The sequence below is a fragment of the Actinomyces wuliandei genome, assembly GCF_004010955.1.
GTDB lineage: Bacteria > Actinomycetota > Actinomycetes > Actinomycetales > Actinomycetaceae > Actinomyces > Actinomyces wuliandei.
This window is the reverse complement of record NZ_CP025227.1, coordinates 1,040,411-1,055,242: the sequence shown is the minus strand read 5'-3', so window position 1 is coordinate 1,055,242 and position 14,832 is coordinate 1,040,411. Positions and strand designations below refer to the sequence as shown.

Genomic DNA, 14,832 nt, shown 5'->3' with positions numbered 1-14,832 from the left:
TCCTCCGCTGTGTCCTCCACGTGGGCCTCCACGTGCACCCTGGGTCTATTGTGCACACCGCGCGCACGGCGCCGCTGCCACGCCCCGTCGTCCTGGCGTGGTGCGGTACCGGACAGGAGGGTACCTGTCCTGAGGGTCCTGCGGCCTGCGCCAGCGCACGGCACCAACCTGGCCGGTACCGACCGGTCAGCGGCGCGCCGCCTCCGGGTCCACGGCCCAGCCCGCCCGGCGGCGCACCGGCTCCTGGACCTCCCCGACCGCTGCCTGGCCGGAGGCACCGTCCCGGGACCCCAGCCGTGCGGACAGGACCTCCCTGCCTGCGCGAACCTGCTCGGTGATGCGTGCGACCTCCGTCTCCAGCGCCGCCAGGGCCTGGTCGGAGTACTCATCGGCACCGTGGCGCAGGGAGGCGGCCTTCTCCTCGGCGGCAGCGACGATCGCGTCGGCCCTGTCGTGGGCCATGCGCACCACGTTCTCGCTGGAGACCAGGCGCTCGGCCTCCTCCTGGGCGTGGCGGACCAGGCGCTCAGCCTCCTGCCTGCCCTGCGACAGCACGGAGTCCGCGTCGGTGATAATCTCCTCGGCCTGGCGCACCGCGGCAGGTACGGCGTCACGCGCTCGCTGGACCAGGTCACGAGCAGCCTCACGGTTGACGATGGCCGAGGCACTCATAGGCATGGAGCGGGCAGAGGTGATAAGCTCGTCAAGCTCGGCCAGGATACGCAGCAGGCTGTCTCCGGCGTCGTGGCTGGTCGTCACAGCGGGCTCCTCTCGGTGGTTGCCTTCAGCACCCCGGCGACCCCCTCGGGGACCAGGGAGCTGACGTCCCCCCCGTGGGTGGCGACCTCCTTGACCAGGGAGGAGGAGACGTGGGAGTAGGCGGGCGCAGCCACCAGGAACACGGTCTCAGGGGCTCCCAGCTCCCGGTTGAGCAGGGCCATCGGCAGCTCAGCGTCCAGATCGGTGCCGCTACGCAGCCCCTTGACCACGGCGTCTGCCCTGCGGGCGCGGCAGTAGTCTGCCAGGAGACCGGGCACGACGTCGACCTCGGTCCTGGGCAGGCCAGCCACCGCCTGGCGGACCAGGCCCACCCGGGTGTCCAGGTCAAGCAGGTAGCGCCCAGCCTTGGAGGTGTTGTGGGCCACGGCGACGACTACCGTGTCGAACAGGCTCGCAGCGCGGACGGCCAGGTCGACGTGCCCCAGGGTCGGGGGGTCAAAGCTACCAGGGTAGACAGCCAGGCTCATGGTCCCACGCTATCGGCCCGGCCTCCGCGCTCCCAGGAACCGCGCCGTGGAGGCTGTGCCAGTATCCGCTGCCGGCACCTGCTGGCACGAGTACGGCCTCAGGGACCGGTAGGGTCTGGCCATGGCTCGGATCGTGGCGGGACAGGCAGGGGGCAGACGCATCGCCGTGCCCACGTCAGGCACACGCCCCACCTCGGAGCGGGTACGCGAGGCCGTCTTCTCCCGCCTGGAGCACGACGGGACGGTGGAGGGCTCGCGGGTCCTGGACCTGTACGCGGGCTCGGGCGCGCTAGGGCTGGAGGCGGCCAGCCGTGGGGCAGCCGAGGTGGTCCTGGTCGACGCCGCGCGCCCAGCCACCCGGGCCTGCCAGGCCAACGCCCGCTCCCTGGGGCTGCCAGGCGTGCGTGCCGTGACCGCCAGGGTCTCGGCCTTCCTGGCTGGCCCCGCTGGTCGGCCTGCGGACCTGGTGCTCCTTGACCCGCCCTACGACACCGACGAGGTCTCCCTGGCGGGCGTCCTGACTGCCCTTGCCCGCCAGCAGGACCCGTGGCTGGCACCCAGGTCGGTGGTCGTCGTGGAGCGCTCCTCGCGGTCGCCGGAACCTGACTGGCCCGTCGGCCTGGAGCGCCACCTCCTCAGGAGCTACGGACAGACCACCGTCTGGTTCGCCGGGCCAGCCGACCAGGCGGCTCCTCCCGCGCAGGTCCGGCAGACGTGACGGGGGCCAGCCCCCGTGCAGACCTGGCAGGCGTGAGCTCGTGAGCTGCTGTGCCTGCCTGCCGCGCCTGTTCGCCTGGGGCGGGCACTACCCCCGCTCAAGAAAGGCCTGGGAGCGCGCGTCCAGGCGCTCGGCGATCGCCTGCGCGAGCGCCCGGTGGTCCTCCAGCCGCGGGTCCCGCGACACGATGGCCTCCGCCTGCTGGCGCGCCCGGGCTATGAGGTCCACGTCGCGGGTGACACGCAGGAGGTCCAGCCCCGAGGAGCGGCCCGACTGGGAGGCGCCCAGCACGTCCCCCTCACTGCGTAGGCCCAGGTCAGCCTCAGCCAGGGCGAAGCCGTCAGTGGTGGAGGCGAAGGCCTTGAGGCGGTGGAACGCGGGCGAGCCCACCTGCGCCCCGGTGACCGCCATGCACACCGACTCCCTGCTGCCACGCCCGACCCGGCCACGCAGCTGGTGGAGCTGGGACAGGCCGAAGCGGTCAGCGTCCAGGATCACCATCATGGAGGCCTCGGGCACGTCCACACCCACCTCGACCACCGTCGTGGCCACCAGCACCGGAGTGGCACCAGAGGCAAAGGCCTCCATGGCAGCGTCCTTGTCAGCACCGCTCATCTGGCCGGTCAGGGTGCCGATGCCCACGCCCTCCAGGGCCGGCTCGCACGACAGGGCACGCACCCACTGCTCCACCGACGCGAGAGCCCCCGGCGCGCTGCCCGCCGCGCCCCCTGCCACCGCCTGGCCCCCTCCAGGGTCGGCAGCCGCGCCGTCAGCACTGACACCGGGCACGCCGCCACCAGCGAGCGCCAGAGCATCGTCCTCCGCCTCCTCCTCGGCGCTGATGCGGGGGCACACCACATAGACCCTGCCCCCGTCGGCCACCTCACGGGCGGCACGTCGCCACAGGCCCTCCACCCAGGTCCGGCGCTCCCAGGGGACCAGGTGGGTGGTCACGGGGCTGCGACCTGCGGGGACCTCGTCCAGGACGGAGGTGACAAGGTCACCAAACACCGTCATGGCGATCGTGCGGGGGATGGGCGTGGCCGTCATGACCAGGAGGTGAGGGGTGCGGCGCTGGCCCGTGGCCGGGTCGGTGGAGCCCCCGCGCTCACGAAGGGTGTCACGTTGGGCAACGCCGAAGCGGTGCTGCTCGTCGACGACGACCAGTCCCAGGAAAGGGATCTGGACCGAGTCGGACAGCAGGGCGTGGGTCCCCACGACGATCGCGTCCGCCCCGCCCGCCAGCTCTGCCAGGACCTGACGACGCCGGACCGCAGGGGTGGCGCGGGTCAGCAGGTGGACCCTGGTGGCACGCCGGGCCGCCCCCAGCGTCCCGGCCCCCGCCAGGTCCCCCAGAAGAGCCTCCAGGGAGGCGTGGTGCTGGGCGGCGAGGACCTCGGTGGGGGCCAGGAGGGCTGCCTGCCCCCCCGCCCCGACGACCTGCAGCATGGCGCGAAGTGCCACCAGCGTCTTGCCGGAGCCGACGTCGCCCTGGAGGAGACGCTGCATCGGCACCGTACCAGCCAGGTCGGCGGCTATCTCCTCCCCCACCCGCGCCTGCCCCGCAGTCAGCCGGTAGGGCAGGTAGGAGTCCAGGTCGGCACGCAGCGAGCCCTGCGCCTCGGGGACCGGCCATGCCACGGCGGTCCGAGTGGCCCGGTGCTCAGCACGCCGCTGCGCCAGGGCGGCCTGGAGGACCAGGGCCTCCTCGTGGCGCAGGCGCCTACGGGCCGCCTTCCACTGGCTGGCGTCCTGGGGCGCGTGCGCCCACCGGTAGGCGGTCAGGACGTCCACCAGGCCCTCCTGGCGTCGGATCCCCTCGGGAAGAGGGTCGGCCAGGTCGGCCGGGCCCACCTGGTCCAGCACGGTACGCACCGCCTTGGCGACCCTCCACGACGGGAGCGCCTCCGTGGCGGGGTAGATAGGCACGGGCCGCTCCAGCAGCGCCTGCCGCTCAGTGTCGTCCAGGTCGTCAAGGACCTGGAAGCGCGGGGAGGCGAGCTGCCGACGACCACGGTGCGAGCCCACCCTGCCGCTGAGGAGCACCGTCGTACCCGGGCTGAGGCGGTCGGCCAGCCCCTTCATCTGGCGGGCGGGCCCGAACATCACCACGTCCATCCTGGAGGTGCCGTCAGTGACGGCTGCCTCCAGGACGGCGGGAGGGTGCCCCGAGCGAGTCCGCCGGGAGGCCGAGCGCACCACCTGCGCCTGGATCGTGGCCTGCTCCCCCTCCACAAGGGTGCTCAGGTCCGTCAGCTCCCCCCAGGTGTCGTAGCGGCGTGGCAGGTGCCTCAGCAGGTCCCCGCCTGTGACCAGGCCCTGCCTGGACAGCTGGGAGGCAGTCGCCGCGCCCACGAGACGCTCCAGGGGACGCGCCAGAAGGGGCACGGCACCGGCAGCGGCGGGAGCACCCGCCGCACCGGGGCTGGGCGACCTGCTCGACAACGACCTACTCGATGGCGACGAGGACATCAGGCTCCTCCTGGCCCCCCGCGTGGACAGCGACCTCGACCCCGGGAGAGACCCCGGGAGAGACCCCGGGGATGACGCCGGGGACGTCATCGTCGGGGGGCTCCACGCCGGTGACCTGACCGCGCTGCGCGAGGGCGCCGACAACCAGGACCGCGACGTCCCTGCTGGCGTGTCGTCCGGTGACGACGGTGAGCAGCTCGTCGTCCGGCCTCAGGGCAGCGTGAATAGCCCGTACCACGGCCTCCGGTTCCGCCTCGGCCCCGCCCAGGCAGAGGGTGCGTATCCTGGCCCCAGCCTGAGAGGCGCGCTGGGCCAGGTCGGCCAGCGGGACGCCCTGCCCCTGGCCCGCCACGGCCACGGCCGCAGCCAGGACACGGGCCTCGTTGTCGGTGTCGCACACCAGTAGCTGGGGTCCCCCGGGCTCAGGCACAGCTGACGCACCGAGGTGCCGGGCGGCGCCCCCGCCCTCCAGGTCACGGCGGCCCCCCTCAGGCGCCGAGGACGCGGCCAGCGTCACAGACACGGCTGAGCGAGCCGCCAGGAACCGGGCAGCCTCGTGGGCGACCTGGGTACTGGCGGCATCGCAGGGAAGGACGACGACCTGGGCCACCCCCAGGTCACCAGCGGCCCGCACCACGGCATCACGGTCGGGATCCAGCACGACGACAGCCCCGGTGCGCGCCAGCTGCTCCACCAGTCCCGGGGCCCGGGTGCAGGCGATGACACCGACCCTGCGACTGCGCGCCCCTGGCCGCGGAAGCGGGCCTGGACTGTCGACAGGACCGGCGGAGAGGGCATCGGCGGCAGTGTCCAGCCCGGGGTGGGGGACCGCCTGGGAGGGGTGCATGCGCACGGACTGTGCCCGACGCTCGGCACGTCGTGCCGCCAGCCGCTCGAAGGAGACCACGTGGCCTGCCGAGTCCGTGGCCGACCACGGGGAGGGGGGCTCCTCAGCCGGGGCGACCAGGGCGGTGGGATGGAGGTGGTGGATGCAGGTCTGGCGCGCCCGCCCCTGACGCGGCAGGGCCGCACGGGGGGTGTCGGTGTGGACGTGGACCTGGTAGAGCCCCACACCAAGAGCGTCAGGGGTTCCCACCACCCCCACCGAGTCCCCGACCCGCTCCAGGTCCTCACGCAGCCGGGCGGCCTGGTCGGCCGTCGCCTCCAGCAGGTACATGACCTCGAACTCGCCCGAGGACGCCCCAGCGGCACCGGGGGCAGCCCCGCCTGCCCCGTGGGAGAGTCCCCCGGCCGCGAGCTCGCGCAGCATCTGGTAGGCCACTGCGGTGTAGGGTGCCCGGTCCTGCCAGGCGCCGCCGTCCCTGCCCACGTCGGCAGCCCCTGTGGCACCGGTAGCGTCGATGCTGTCAGACAGGCCGGTAAGCAGCAGCATGACAGCGGCTGCCCCTGCGTCAACCGGTCCGTGCCCCAGTCCGACGGTCTCCACGACGGACTCCTGCGCACCAAAGGCAGCCGCAGCGGCGACAGCACTCAGGGAGGCCGGAGCCTGGGGCGTGGACTCGTCCAGGGCGCGACGGGCAGCCGTCGCGGCATCGCGGACCACCGTCAGCAGGGTCCCGGTCACAGGGCGGGAGACAGCCGCCCACGTCGTCGAGGCCATCCGCTCCACGGCGTGCACCAGATCCACAGCCCGCAGCCCCGAGGGGTCGGTGGCCTGTGCGCACACGTCCGCCAGCGCAGACAGCGCCTGGGAGACCAGCAGGCCCGAGTTCCCCCGAGCCCCCCGTACAGTGCTGTCGGCCACGGCCCGCGACACCTGGACAGCGTCTGCCGAGGACGGCACGCGTTCCAGCCCCTCGGTGGCCGAGCGCAGCGTGAGCAGGACGTTTGTCCCCGTGTCGGCGTCCGGGACCGGGAAGACGTTGAGCGCGTCCACCAGGTCCCTCACGTCCACGGCAACCGCCTCGGCCAGGAGGATCCAGTGACGTATCGTGGCACCCCCCAGGACGACAGCGGGCGCACCCTGCCCTGCCCGGGCGTGTTCCTGCCGACGCGCCATGCTGCCTCCTGCTGCCAGAGATCTGCTGGGACCGTGCGTGGGACTGCTAGTTGGGACTGTGCTGCCGCACCGGGGCACCGTTCCCCGGCCAGGGAGCACGGGGCCAGCAGGGCATCAGGCTACCTGGTCGCGCCCGGGCTGTCCTTCCCGGCCACGACCCGGCCCGTCGGCCCGGACTCGGCCCGGGCGCAGTGTGCCTGAGCCCACGCCGCTCCCGCTTGGGTATCTCTGGCGCGTCCGCTATGGTATCGGGGCTGCCCGGCTGCGTAGCCTCCGGGTGGCTGACCCAGCGATGAGCCGGTCGGGCTCACTCGCCCCTCACACGGAAGAATCAGGAGTGAGACCGTGGCTGCTGTGTGCGACGTCTGCGGCAAGGGCCCCATGTTCGGCAAGAACGTCTCGCACTCCCACGTGCGGACGAACCGTCGGTGGAACCCGAACATCCAACGTGTCCGCGCGCTTGTGAACGGCGTTCCCAAGCGCCTCAAGGTGTGCACGTCCTGCCTCAAGGCAGGTAAGGTCACACGCAACATCTGAGCGCCTCCGCCGGACCGTCCCCGGTCTGTCGGGCCTGCCGGACCTCCCGGCACCAGGGCCGTCACCCCAGGGTGGCGGCTTTTACGTTACCGGTGCACCAGGACCCCCTGCGCCTCCCAGCCATACCTCCCATACCCCCAAGGCCTGCCGCACCCTCCTGCCCACCCTCGGGCACCAGCGGGCAGCACCGGCAGGCGGGCACTCGGCTACGGACCGTCTCAGCCCCGGGTCCCGAAGTGGTCCCATCCCAGGCCGGTGCCGCCAGCCTCGTCACGATCAGGGACGAGGGCAGGAGAACGCCCGTCCACGAGCACCCCCGGATCCTGGTGCGGCCCGGGACGTCGCACGCGGCCCACGACCCGGCTGCCCGGTGGCAGCCGCCTCAGTGCCCGTGGCGCGACGGCGGCCAGCACACCGTGGTCCTCTCCCCCGGTCAGCACCCACTGACGTGCCCGGGCGCGGGCGGTGGCCGGGTCCTCGCCGTCGAGCAGCGCAGCCACGGGCGTCAGGAGGGACGTCTCGGCCGCCACGGCACCGACCAGGTGCCGACCTCCCTGCGGGACTGCCGCCGTGCCACCACCACCGTCACCCGCCTCACCAGCGGTAGGGAGACCACCAGCCTTACCAGCACTACCGCCGTGCTCGCACGTACCAGCAGGGCCCTCGCCCAGGGCCTCGGTGGTCAGGACGTCAGCGGTCAGGACATCAATGACGACGCCGCTGGCCCTGGCCATCCTGTCGGCGTCACGCAGCAGGGAGTCGGAGACGTCCATCATGGCAGTGGCACCCAGGTCAGCCAGGGCGGGACCCGCCTCCAGCGGCGGCCGCGGGACACGGAAGAGGCTCAGGCAGCGCAGGGCCTGGGGCAACGCGCGCACCCGCCGGTCCTCTTCCATCCCGGCCTCCAGGAGACGCAGCCCTGCGGCGCTGCAGCCCAGGCTGCCAACGTGGACCACGACGTCCCCGGGCCTGGCGCCGCTGCGCAGCACGGGCTGCCTGCCCTCAAGGCTGCCCAGGGCAGTCACTGCTACCACAGTGCTGTCTCCCGAGCTCAGGTCACCCCCCACGACACCGGCCCCGCTCGCCTCGCACACCCGGGCCATCCCCCGGGCCAGGTCCAGCACCCACGACACCGGCGTGTCCGCAGGCAGGACAAGACCGACCACTACAGCAGCCGCCCGGGCACCCATAGCAGCCAGGTCAGCCAGGTTCTGGGCGACGGCCCGCGCCCCGACGTCGTGCCCACCGGACCACTCCCGCCGAAAGTGCCGCCCCTCAACCAGGACGTCGGTCCCCACCACGGCACGCGCGTCAGGAAGACCCAGGACGGCGCAGTCGTCACCGTTGCCGACGAGCGCGGCACCGGCAGGTGGCAGCAGCGGGGCGACCAGCCTCAGCAGCGCCTCCTCGCTCAGCCCGGACACAACCTGGTCCCGGAACTGGGCGGAGGCGTCAGGGACGCCGGAGCTGACCCCGGCAGACCCGCCCCCTCCCAGGAGGCTCCCGCTGCCGCCTCCCGCCTCAGCGGTTGACATCCGTGGAGCGCTCCAGGGCCAGCTCGATCAGCTCGGTCACCAGGGAGGTGTAGTCCGTGCCCGAGACCTGCCACATGTAGGGGTACATGGAGTAGGGCGTGAACCCCGGCATGGTGTTGACCTCGTTGACAAGCGCCTGCCCCTGCGCAGTCAGGAAGAAGTCCACCCTCATCAGCCCCTCGCCCCCCAGGGCGTCAAAGGCCTGTGCAGCGGTGTCCCGGAGAAGCTGCCGCTCCTCGGGGCGCAGGGGGGCAGGACAGACCATGGAGACGGCGTCATGGGCCAGGTACTTGGTCTGGTAGTCGTAGAAGTCCCCGGCGCCCTGCTCAGGATCCATGAGGACCTCCCCGGGCTCAGCCACCCTGGGAGCCTGCCCGTCACGTCCTCCCAGGACAGCCACCTCGATCTCACGGGCCTGGACGCCGGACTCCACCAGCACCTTGGGGTCCACGGCGCTGGCAGTCGTGATGGCCGCAGGCAGGTCCTGGGCACGGTCCACCTTGGTGATGCCCAGGGAGGAGCCGGCCCGGCACGGCTTGACGAACAGGGGGTAGTCCAGCGCCTCGCACGCGTCCAGGACCAGCTCAGGGTCGCGGCGCCAGGTGCGGGGACTGACGACGACGTGAGGCACGGTGGGGATCCCGGCCGCACCTAGCAGGACCTTGGTGACCTGCTTGTCCATACCTGCCGCGCTAGCCAGCACCCCACACCCCACGTAGCGCAGGCCCGCCGTCTCCAGCAGGCCCTGGACCGTCCCGTCCTCACCGTAGGGACCGTGCAGCAGGGGCAGGACCACGTCCACAACCACCTCACGCGGCGGCTGCCCGGGCGTGGCGACGAGGACGGTGCCCCGCCCTCCCTGCGGGACGGTCACAGCCCCCCGCCCCGCGCCCTCCCCGGTGATCTCCACCGGCGGGCGGCCCTCGACCAGCTCCAGGGCTGCCGGGTCGTCGTCGACCAGGACCCACTGACCGCTCCTGGTGATACCCACCGGCACCACCTCGTAGCGCTGCCGGTCGATGGCTGACAGGACACCCGCTGCCGTGGCACAGGACACCGAGTGCTCGCCACTGCGCCCGCCGAAGAGGACGACGACACGCGGCCTGCGCGAGCCGGAGGACGGTGGGGACACAGGTTCCTGCTGGTCAGACATGGGTGCCATCGTAGCGCGGTCCCCGCCCTCACCGAACCGGCCCCCGCTCTGCGGGCTATACTTATGCGTACCAGGCAGGTCCGCGCCTGCCCCCTGGTCCGCAGGCACGTCCAGGGGCAGCACGGCACCAGGGGCACCGGTACCTGCCGCCAGGCTCTTGCGCTGATTCAGGAGGACCCATGGGCCACCGCGTGTCGCACCCGGCTGCTGTCCCCGCTGCCATCATGCTCACCGTATCCTTCCTGTCCCTCCTGGGCCTTGGCGCCTGCTCCACCCGGACACCGGGCAGTGCCGCAGGCCTCCAGGGCGCCGCGACCGCCAGTGCCTCCGCCTCTCCCACGACGTCACCTACGCCGTCGTCCCCGGCCGCTGCTGCCTCCCAGGTGCCCACGACTACCGGGACGCTGACCCAGGAGGAGCGGGGCGGTCAGGGCGCCCCCGCCTGGGGCAGCGGCAGCCAGGGACAGGACGCCGCTGAGGGCTCCGCCCTGGTCATCACCGATGTACGCGTGGGCTCCCACGACGACGAGGGCTACGACCGAATCGTCGTCGAGCTGGCTGGTGAGGGTGCCCCCGGGTGGTCACCTCTGTGGACCGACCAGGCCTACTCCCTGGGCAAGGGGGAGCCCATCGCCGTCGGCGGCGACTACACCCTGCTGGTCACCGGGACCGGCGCCACCATGCCAACAAGTCCTGAGCAGCAGGAGCTGGCCTACACCGGGACCACACACTTCGACATGGACGCCCAGGGGATCGAGCAGGCCCACGTGGACCTGGCTGTGGAGGACCAGTTCCAGGTGGTACTGGGCACTGACTCCCAGACCTACCGCGTCTTCACCCTCTCCAGCCCCACCCGCCTAGTTATTGACGTGGCAGACGACGACGCCGGGGAGCTCGGAGACAGCGAGAACTAGAGACCCGCCCTCGCCTCCCGTTCTCAGGAGTGCTCCTTGGAGTCCTGAGTCCTTATAACTCAGCGACCCCTGGCAGCCTGCCTTGTAAACCCTCTCAGTGCCCTCAAGTGCCCTCAGCCGTGGGGCGGCGCGTAGACCCCCTCCGCCTTTCGAGGACGCGCCAGCAGGACGTCAGTGACCTCGGCGACGGTAGCCGTGCCCTCCACAACTGCCACCACCCCAGAGGTGATCGGCATCTCCACCCCGTGAGCCAGCGCCAGGTCCAGGACCGCCCGCGCCGACCTGGCCCCCTCCGCCACTCCCCGTGAGGCCGCCACCGCCTGGTCCACGCTCATCCCCTCCCCCAGGTGGCGCCCGAAGGCCTGGTTGCGGCTCAGGGGCGAGGAGCAGGTGGCGACCAGGTCACCCATGCCGGCCAGGCCCGCGAAGGTCTCCGGCCTGGCGCCCAGCGCCAGGCCCAGGCGGGTGATCTCCACCAGGCCGCGGGTGATGATCGTGGCCCGCGAGTTGTCCCCCATACCGCGCCCGGTGGCAGCGCCCACGGCCAGGGCGATGACGTTCTTGACGGCCCCGCACAGCTCGACCCCCAGGACGTCGGTGTTGGTGTAGGGGCGGAAGGTGGTAGTGGCGCAGGAGGAAGCCACCAGACGAGCCACTGCCTCGTCGCGGGCGGCCACGACCGTGGCCGTGGGCTGCCCGGCAGCGATCTCGTCGGCCAGGTTCGGCCCCGACACCACGGCCACCCTGCCGGGGGGCACCCTGAGGACCTGGGTGAGAAGCTCGCTCATACGCAGCCCCGTCCCCAACTCGACCCCCTTCATGAGCGACACGACCACTGTCTCCTCCCCCAGGGTCCCCCCCAGCGGCTCCAGGACACCGCGCGCCTCCTGGGAGGGCAGGGCTACCGCGACCAGCTGGGCGCCGTGGACCGCCTGCGACCTGCTGGTGGTGGCCTGCACGGTCGACGGCAGGCGGTGGCCCGGCACGTAGCGCTCGTTGGTACCCGCGTTGATCTCCTCGGCCACCTCACGGCGCCGCGCCCACACGGTCGCGGGGGTACCCGCCTGGGCCAGGAGGGAGGCAAAGGTAGTGCCCCAGGACCCCGAGCCGATGACCGCCGCCCTCACGCCTGCTCCTCACCCAGGTGCGGCCGTGACTCAGGGCTGGCCGCCCCAGGCCCCACAGGGTCGGGGCGTCGCACCCCCACCCTCCTTCGTCCCGGGTCCCCGTCATACTTCAGGTCAAAGGGACGCGGGGCCTTCAGCCCCCGCAGCTCCTCCACCAGGCTGGTGATGGCACGCATGATCTCCGCGGTGCACTCACGCACGGCCTCGCGGTCGGTGACGTCGCTGCCAAAACGTGACAGGTCCAGGGGCTCGCCGATCCTGACTCTGACGTCCTTGCGCGGAAGGGGGCGCAGCCTCACGGAGTAGGTGTCCAGGATCATGTGGGCGCCCCACTGGCCCATGGGCAGGACCGGTACCCCCGTGGCCATGGCCAGCCGAGCAGCACCTGTCTTCCCTGTCATGGGCCACTTCAGCGGGTCACGTGACAGGGTTCCCTCTGGGAAGACCATGACGGCCTCCCCGGCACGCAGCACCCTCTCCGCCTCGGCCAGGGAGCCGGACGCCGCCGAGCTCGAGCGCTGCACCGGGATCTGACCTCCCGCGCGCAGGACCGACCCCAGGACAGGTACCCGGAACAGCGACGACTTGGTCAGGGAGTAGATCGGGACACCGGCGTCCACGATGCTGCGCATCGCGGTCAGGGAGTCCAGGTCGCTCAGGTGGTTGGCCACCGCGACGAAGCCACCGTCGGCGGGAATGTTCTCCACCCCGCTCACCTGCTGGCGGGAGACCATCCGCAGGAAGGGGATGATCACGCCTTGGGCGGCGAAACGGTAGAACGGGGTGAACTGTCGGGTCTGCTGAGGGTGGGCCACGACAGGACTCTAGCCGTTCTCCGTCCGCCAGGTGGCGCCTGGAGGCCGAGGCCACCCCTCTCCTGCGCCCTCAGGCCAGACGAGTCACGTCCGCGTCCAGAGCCGCCAGCTTGGACATGAAGCTCTCGTAGCCGCGGTCAATGAGGTTGACGCCCTCGACGCGGCTGGTTCCCTCTGCCGCCAGGGCGGCGATGAGGTGCGAGAAGCCCCCGCGCAGGTCCGGTACCACGATGTCGGCACCCCGCAGTGGTGCGGGTCCTGAGATGACGGCCGAGTGGTAGAAGTTGCGCTGACCGAAGCGGCAGGCGGTGCCCCCCAGGCACTCGCGGTAGACCTGGATCGTGGCGCCCATCTTGCGCAGGGCGCCGGTGAAGCCGAAGCGGTTCTCGTAGACGGTCTCGTGGACGATGGACAGCCCCTCGGCCTGGGTCAGTGCCACGACCAGGGGCTGCTGCCAGTCTGTCATGAAGCCGGGATGGACGTTGGTCTCCACCACGCTGGAGCGCAGGTCGCCCCCAGGATGGTAGAAGCGGATACCGTCGTCACGCACGTCGAAGGCACCGCCCACCTTGCGGAAGGTGTTGAGGAAGGTGGTCATGTGGCTCTGGCGAGCCCCGCGCACGAAGACGTCGCCCCGGGTGGCCAGGGCCGCCGAGGCCCAGGACGCCGCCTCGATACGGTCCGGCAGGGCGGCGTGGTTGTAGCCGCCGAGCTCCTCGACACCCTCGACGTGGATGGTGCGGTCGGTGTCCACCGAGATGATGGCCCCCATCTTCTGCAGCACGTCCACCAGGTCCATGATCTCAGGCTCGACAGCCGCCCCCCGCAGCTCAGTCAGCCCGTGGGCGCGCACAGCGGTGAGGAGGGTCTGCTCGGTGGCGCCCACAGAGGGGTAGGGCAGGTCGATGACGGTGCCGTTGAGGCCGTGGGGCGCAGTCAGCCGGATACCCTGGGCCTGCTTGTCCACGTCCGCCCCGAACTGCCGCAGGATCTCCAGGTGGAAGTCTATGGGACGGTCACCGATGCGGCACCCGCCAAGGTCAGGAATAAACGCCTCTCCGAGCCGGTGCAGCAGCGGGCCGCAGAAGAGGATCGGGATACGTGAGGAGCCCGCGTGGGCGTCAATGTCTGCCACGTGGGCCGCCTCAACCTTGGAGGGGTCCAGGCGCAGCACGCCCTCACGCTGGTCGTAGTCGATAGACACCCCGTGCAGGCTCAGCAGCCCGGAGACGACGTCGACGTCACGGATGAGGGGGACGTTACGCAGCACTGACGGAGTGGTGCCCAGCAACGCAGCCACCATGGCCTTGGGGGCCAGGTTCTTGGCACCGCGCACAGTGATCTCACCGTTGAGCGGACGACCGCCCTCCACCTGGAGCAGACCATCGACCATGTGTTCCTCCATCACGTGCAGACCGTGCGCGACGCGGTGACGACCGCCCCGGCCCCGGAACGGGTCACAGCCGGGGCTGTCCCAGCATAGGCGTGCGCACCCGGCCAGGCTGGCCGGAGAACGGTCCGACCGGGGTGTCCTTGGACTCAGGGAAGGACTCGGGGGAGGGACTCAGGGGAAGGACCCAGGACTAGTGGAAGGTCCAGTGGCCTGGCGGCCTCAGGGCGCCTGTGTCGAGCGAGCGGAGACGACCTGCTCCTTGGGCAGGTGCCTGGCGGGCAGGGTTCGTGGCTTGTAGGCGGGGCGAGCCTGCTCGTAGGCCTCGATCTTCTCCTCGTGCTGCAGGGTCAGGGATATGTCGTCCAGACCCTCCATGAGGGTCCAGCGCACGTAGTCGTCGATCTGGAAGGAGCAGCGCAAGCCCGCCGCCTCCACGCTGCGGTGCTCCAGGTCCACCGTCACCTCGGTGCCCGGCTCCGCCTCCAGGACCTTCCACAGCTGCTCGCAGTCCTCCTGGGTCACCACCCCGGTCACCAGCCCCTGCTTGCCGGAGTTGCCCCGGAAAATATCGGCAAAGCGAGGGGCCAGAACCACCCTGAACCCGTAGTCCTTGAGCGCCCACACCGCGTGCTCGCGCGAGGACCCTGTTCCGAAGTCCGGTCCCGCTACGAGCACGGAGGCCCGCCTGTAGGCCTCCTGGTTGAGGACGAAGTCGGGATCACCCGCACGCCACGAGGCGAACAGGGCGTCGTCAAACCCGGTGCGCGTGATGCGCTTGAGGTAGACAGCAGGAATGATCTGGTCGGTGTCCACGGCGCTGCGCCGCAGCGGAGCACCGACCCCCGTGTGGCGGACAAACTTCTCCATGTCTGATCCGGCTCCTTTGTCCTGGTGTGCGTCC

13 protein-coding genes are annotated in these 14,832 nt (G+C 71.6%); 3 read left to right on the top strand and 10 right to left on the bottom strand.

Annotated elements, in window-relative coordinates; genetic code table 11:
- Positions 1–186 precede the first annotated feature (186 nt).
- Both CWS50_RS04345 and coaD read right to left on the bottom strand, forming a co-directional pair.
- Positions 187–759 (bottom strand): ATP synthase subunit B family protein, encoded by a 573-nt coding sequence (locus CWS50_RS04345; RefSeq protein ID WP_127841800.1) that lies wholly within the window; start codon positions 757–759, stop codon positions 187–189.
- Entirely contained in the window at positions 756–1,247 is a 492-nt protein-coding gene (gene coaD / locus CWS50_RS04340; protein ID WP_180342325.1) for a pantetheine-phosphate adenylyltransferase, read from the bottom strand. The genes CWS50_RS04345 and coaD overlap by 4 nt, the downstream gene beginning before the upstream one ends.
- 121 nt (positions 1,248–1,368) lie before the next feature.
- Between coaD and rsmD the strand changes: the two genes are divergently transcribed.
- Positions 1,369–1,965: a 16S rRNA (guanine(966)-N(2))-methyltransferase RsmD gene (gene rsmD / locus CWS50_RS04335; protein ID WP_127841799.1), complete on the top strand. Its 597-nt coding sequence runs from the start codon at positions 1,369–1,371 to the stop codon at positions 1,963–1,965.
- A gap of 87 nt (positions 1,966–2,052) precedes the next feature.
- On the opposite strand, the gene CWS50_RS04330 is transcribed toward rsmD, so the two are convergent.
- Together CWS50_RS04330 and CWS50_RS04325 are read right to left on the bottom strand one after the other, a co-directional pair.
- Positions 2,053–4,332 carry an ATP-dependent DNA helicase RecG gene (locus tag CWS50_RS04330; protein ID WP_127843239.1) on the bottom strand — a complete coding sequence of 760 codons (2,280 nt, stop codon included), beginning with the start codon at positions 4,330–4,332 and terminating at the stop codon, positions 2,053–2,055.
- 82 nt (positions 4,333–4,414) lie between these two features.
- Positions 4,415–6,457, bottom strand: coding sequence for a DAK2 domain-containing protein (locus CWS50_RS04325; protein ID WP_127841798.1), 2,043 nt, complete (start codon positions 6,455–6,457; stop codon positions 4,415–4,417).
- Between the two features lie 345 nt (positions 6,458–6,802).
- On the opposite strand from CWS50_RS04325, the gene rpmB reads away from it, so the two are divergent.
- Positions 6,803–6,994 (top strand): 50S ribosomal protein L28, encoded by a 192-nt coding sequence (rpmB, locus tag CWS50_RS04320; RefSeq protein WP_127841797.1) that lies wholly within the window; start codon positions 6,803–6,805, stop codon positions 6,992–6,994.
- A 218-nt stretch (positions 6,995–7,212) separates the two neighbouring features.
- Here the strand turns inward: rpmB and thiL are convergent, their stop codons facing one another.
- Together thiL and CWS50_RS04310 are read right to left on the bottom strand one after the other, a co-directional pair.
- Positions 7,213–8,529: a thiamine-phosphate kinase gene (gene thiL, locus CWS50_RS04315; RefSeq protein ID WP_127841796.1), complete on the bottom strand. Its 1,317-nt coding sequence runs from the start codon at positions 8,527–8,529 to the stop codon at positions 7,213–7,215.
- A complete protein-coding gene (locus CWS50_RS04310) occupies positions 8,516–9,682 on the bottom strand; it encodes a D-alanine--D-alanine ligase family protein (RefSeq protein WP_127841795.1) in 1,167 nt (388 codons plus the stop codon). The genes thiL and CWS50_RS04310 overlap by 14 nt, the downstream gene beginning before the upstream one ends.
- Positions 9,683–9,861: 179 nt before the next feature.
- Between CWS50_RS04310 and CWS50_RS04305 the strand changes: the two genes are divergently transcribed.
- Complete coding sequence (locus CWS50_RS04305) at positions 9,862–10,596, top strand: AMIN-like domain-containing (lipo)protein (protein WP_243118461.1); 735 nt, start codon at positions 9,862–9,864, stop codon at positions 10,594–10,596.
- A gap of 113 nt (positions 10,597–10,709) precedes the next feature.
- Here CWS50_RS04305 and CWS50_RS04300 read toward each other — a convergent pair whose 3' ends face one another.
- The 4 genes from CWS50_RS04300 to leuD form a co-directional block, all read right to left on the bottom strand.
- The gene (locus CWS50_RS04300) at positions 10,710–11,723 is read right to left on the bottom strand and encodes an NAD(P)H-dependent glycerol-3-phosphate dehydrogenase (protein ID WP_127841794.1); all 1,014 of its coding nucleotides are present in this window, start codon (positions 11,721–11,723) and stop codon (positions 10,710–10,712) included.
- A complete protein-coding gene (locus CWS50_RS04295) occupies positions 11,720–12,457 on the bottom strand; it encodes a lysophospholipid acyltransferase family protein (RefSeq protein WP_127843237.1) in 738 nt (245 codons plus the stop codon). Before CWS50_RS04295 ends, CWS50_RS04300 begins: the two co-directional genes overlap by 4 nt.
- Positions 12,458–12,608: 151 nt before the next feature.
- A complete protein-coding gene (gene murA, locus CWS50_RS04290) occupies positions 12,609–13,931 on the bottom strand; it encodes a UDP-N-acetylglucosamine 1-carboxyvinyltransferase (RefSeq protein ID WP_127841793.1) in 1,323 nt (440 codons plus the stop codon).
- 219 nt (positions 13,932–14,150) lie between these two features.
- Complete coding sequence (gene leuD, locus CWS50_RS04285; protein ID WP_127841792.1) at positions 14,151–14,798, bottom strand: 3-isopropylmalate dehydratase small subunit; 648 nt, start codon at positions 14,796–14,798, stop codon at positions 14,151–14,153.
- Positions 14,799–14,832: the final 34 nt, after the last annotated feature.

Coding starts and splice junctions, on each gene's coding strand:
- coaD (WP_180342325.1), bottom strand. CDS start 1,247: ATGAGCCTGGCTGTCTACCCTGGTAGCTTTGACCCCCCGACCCTGGGG.
- rsmD (WP_127841799.1), top strand. CDS start 1,369: ATGGCTCGGATCGTGGCGGGACAGGCAGGGGGCAGACGCATCGCCGTG.
- CWS50_RS04325 (WP_127841798.1), bottom strand. CDS start 6,457: ATGGCGCGTCGGCAGGAACACGCCCGGGCAGGGCAGGGTGCGCCCGCT.
- thiL (WP_127841796.1), bottom strand. CDS start 8,529: ATGTCAACCGCTGAGGCGGGAGGCGGCAGCGGGAGCCTCCTGGGAGGG.
- CWS50_RS04310 (WP_127841795.1), bottom strand. CDS start 9,682: ATGTCTGACCAGCAGGAACCTGTGTCCCCACCGTCCTCCGGCTCGCGC.
- CWS50_RS04305 (WP_243118461.1), top strand. CDS start 9,862: ATGGGCCACCGCGTGTCGCACCCGGCTGCTGTCCCCGCTGCCATCATG.
- CWS50_RS04295 (WP_127843237.1), bottom strand. CDS start 12,457: ATGGTCTCCCGCCAGCAGGTGAGCGGGGTGGAGAACATTCCCGCCGAC.
- murA (WP_127841793.1), bottom strand. CDS start 13,931: ATGGTCGATGGTCTGCTCCAGGTGGAGGGCGGTCGTCCGCTCAACGGT.
- leuD (WP_127841792.1), bottom strand. CDS start 14,798: ATGGAGAAGTTTGTCCGCCACACGGGGGTCGGTGCTCCGCTGCGGCGC.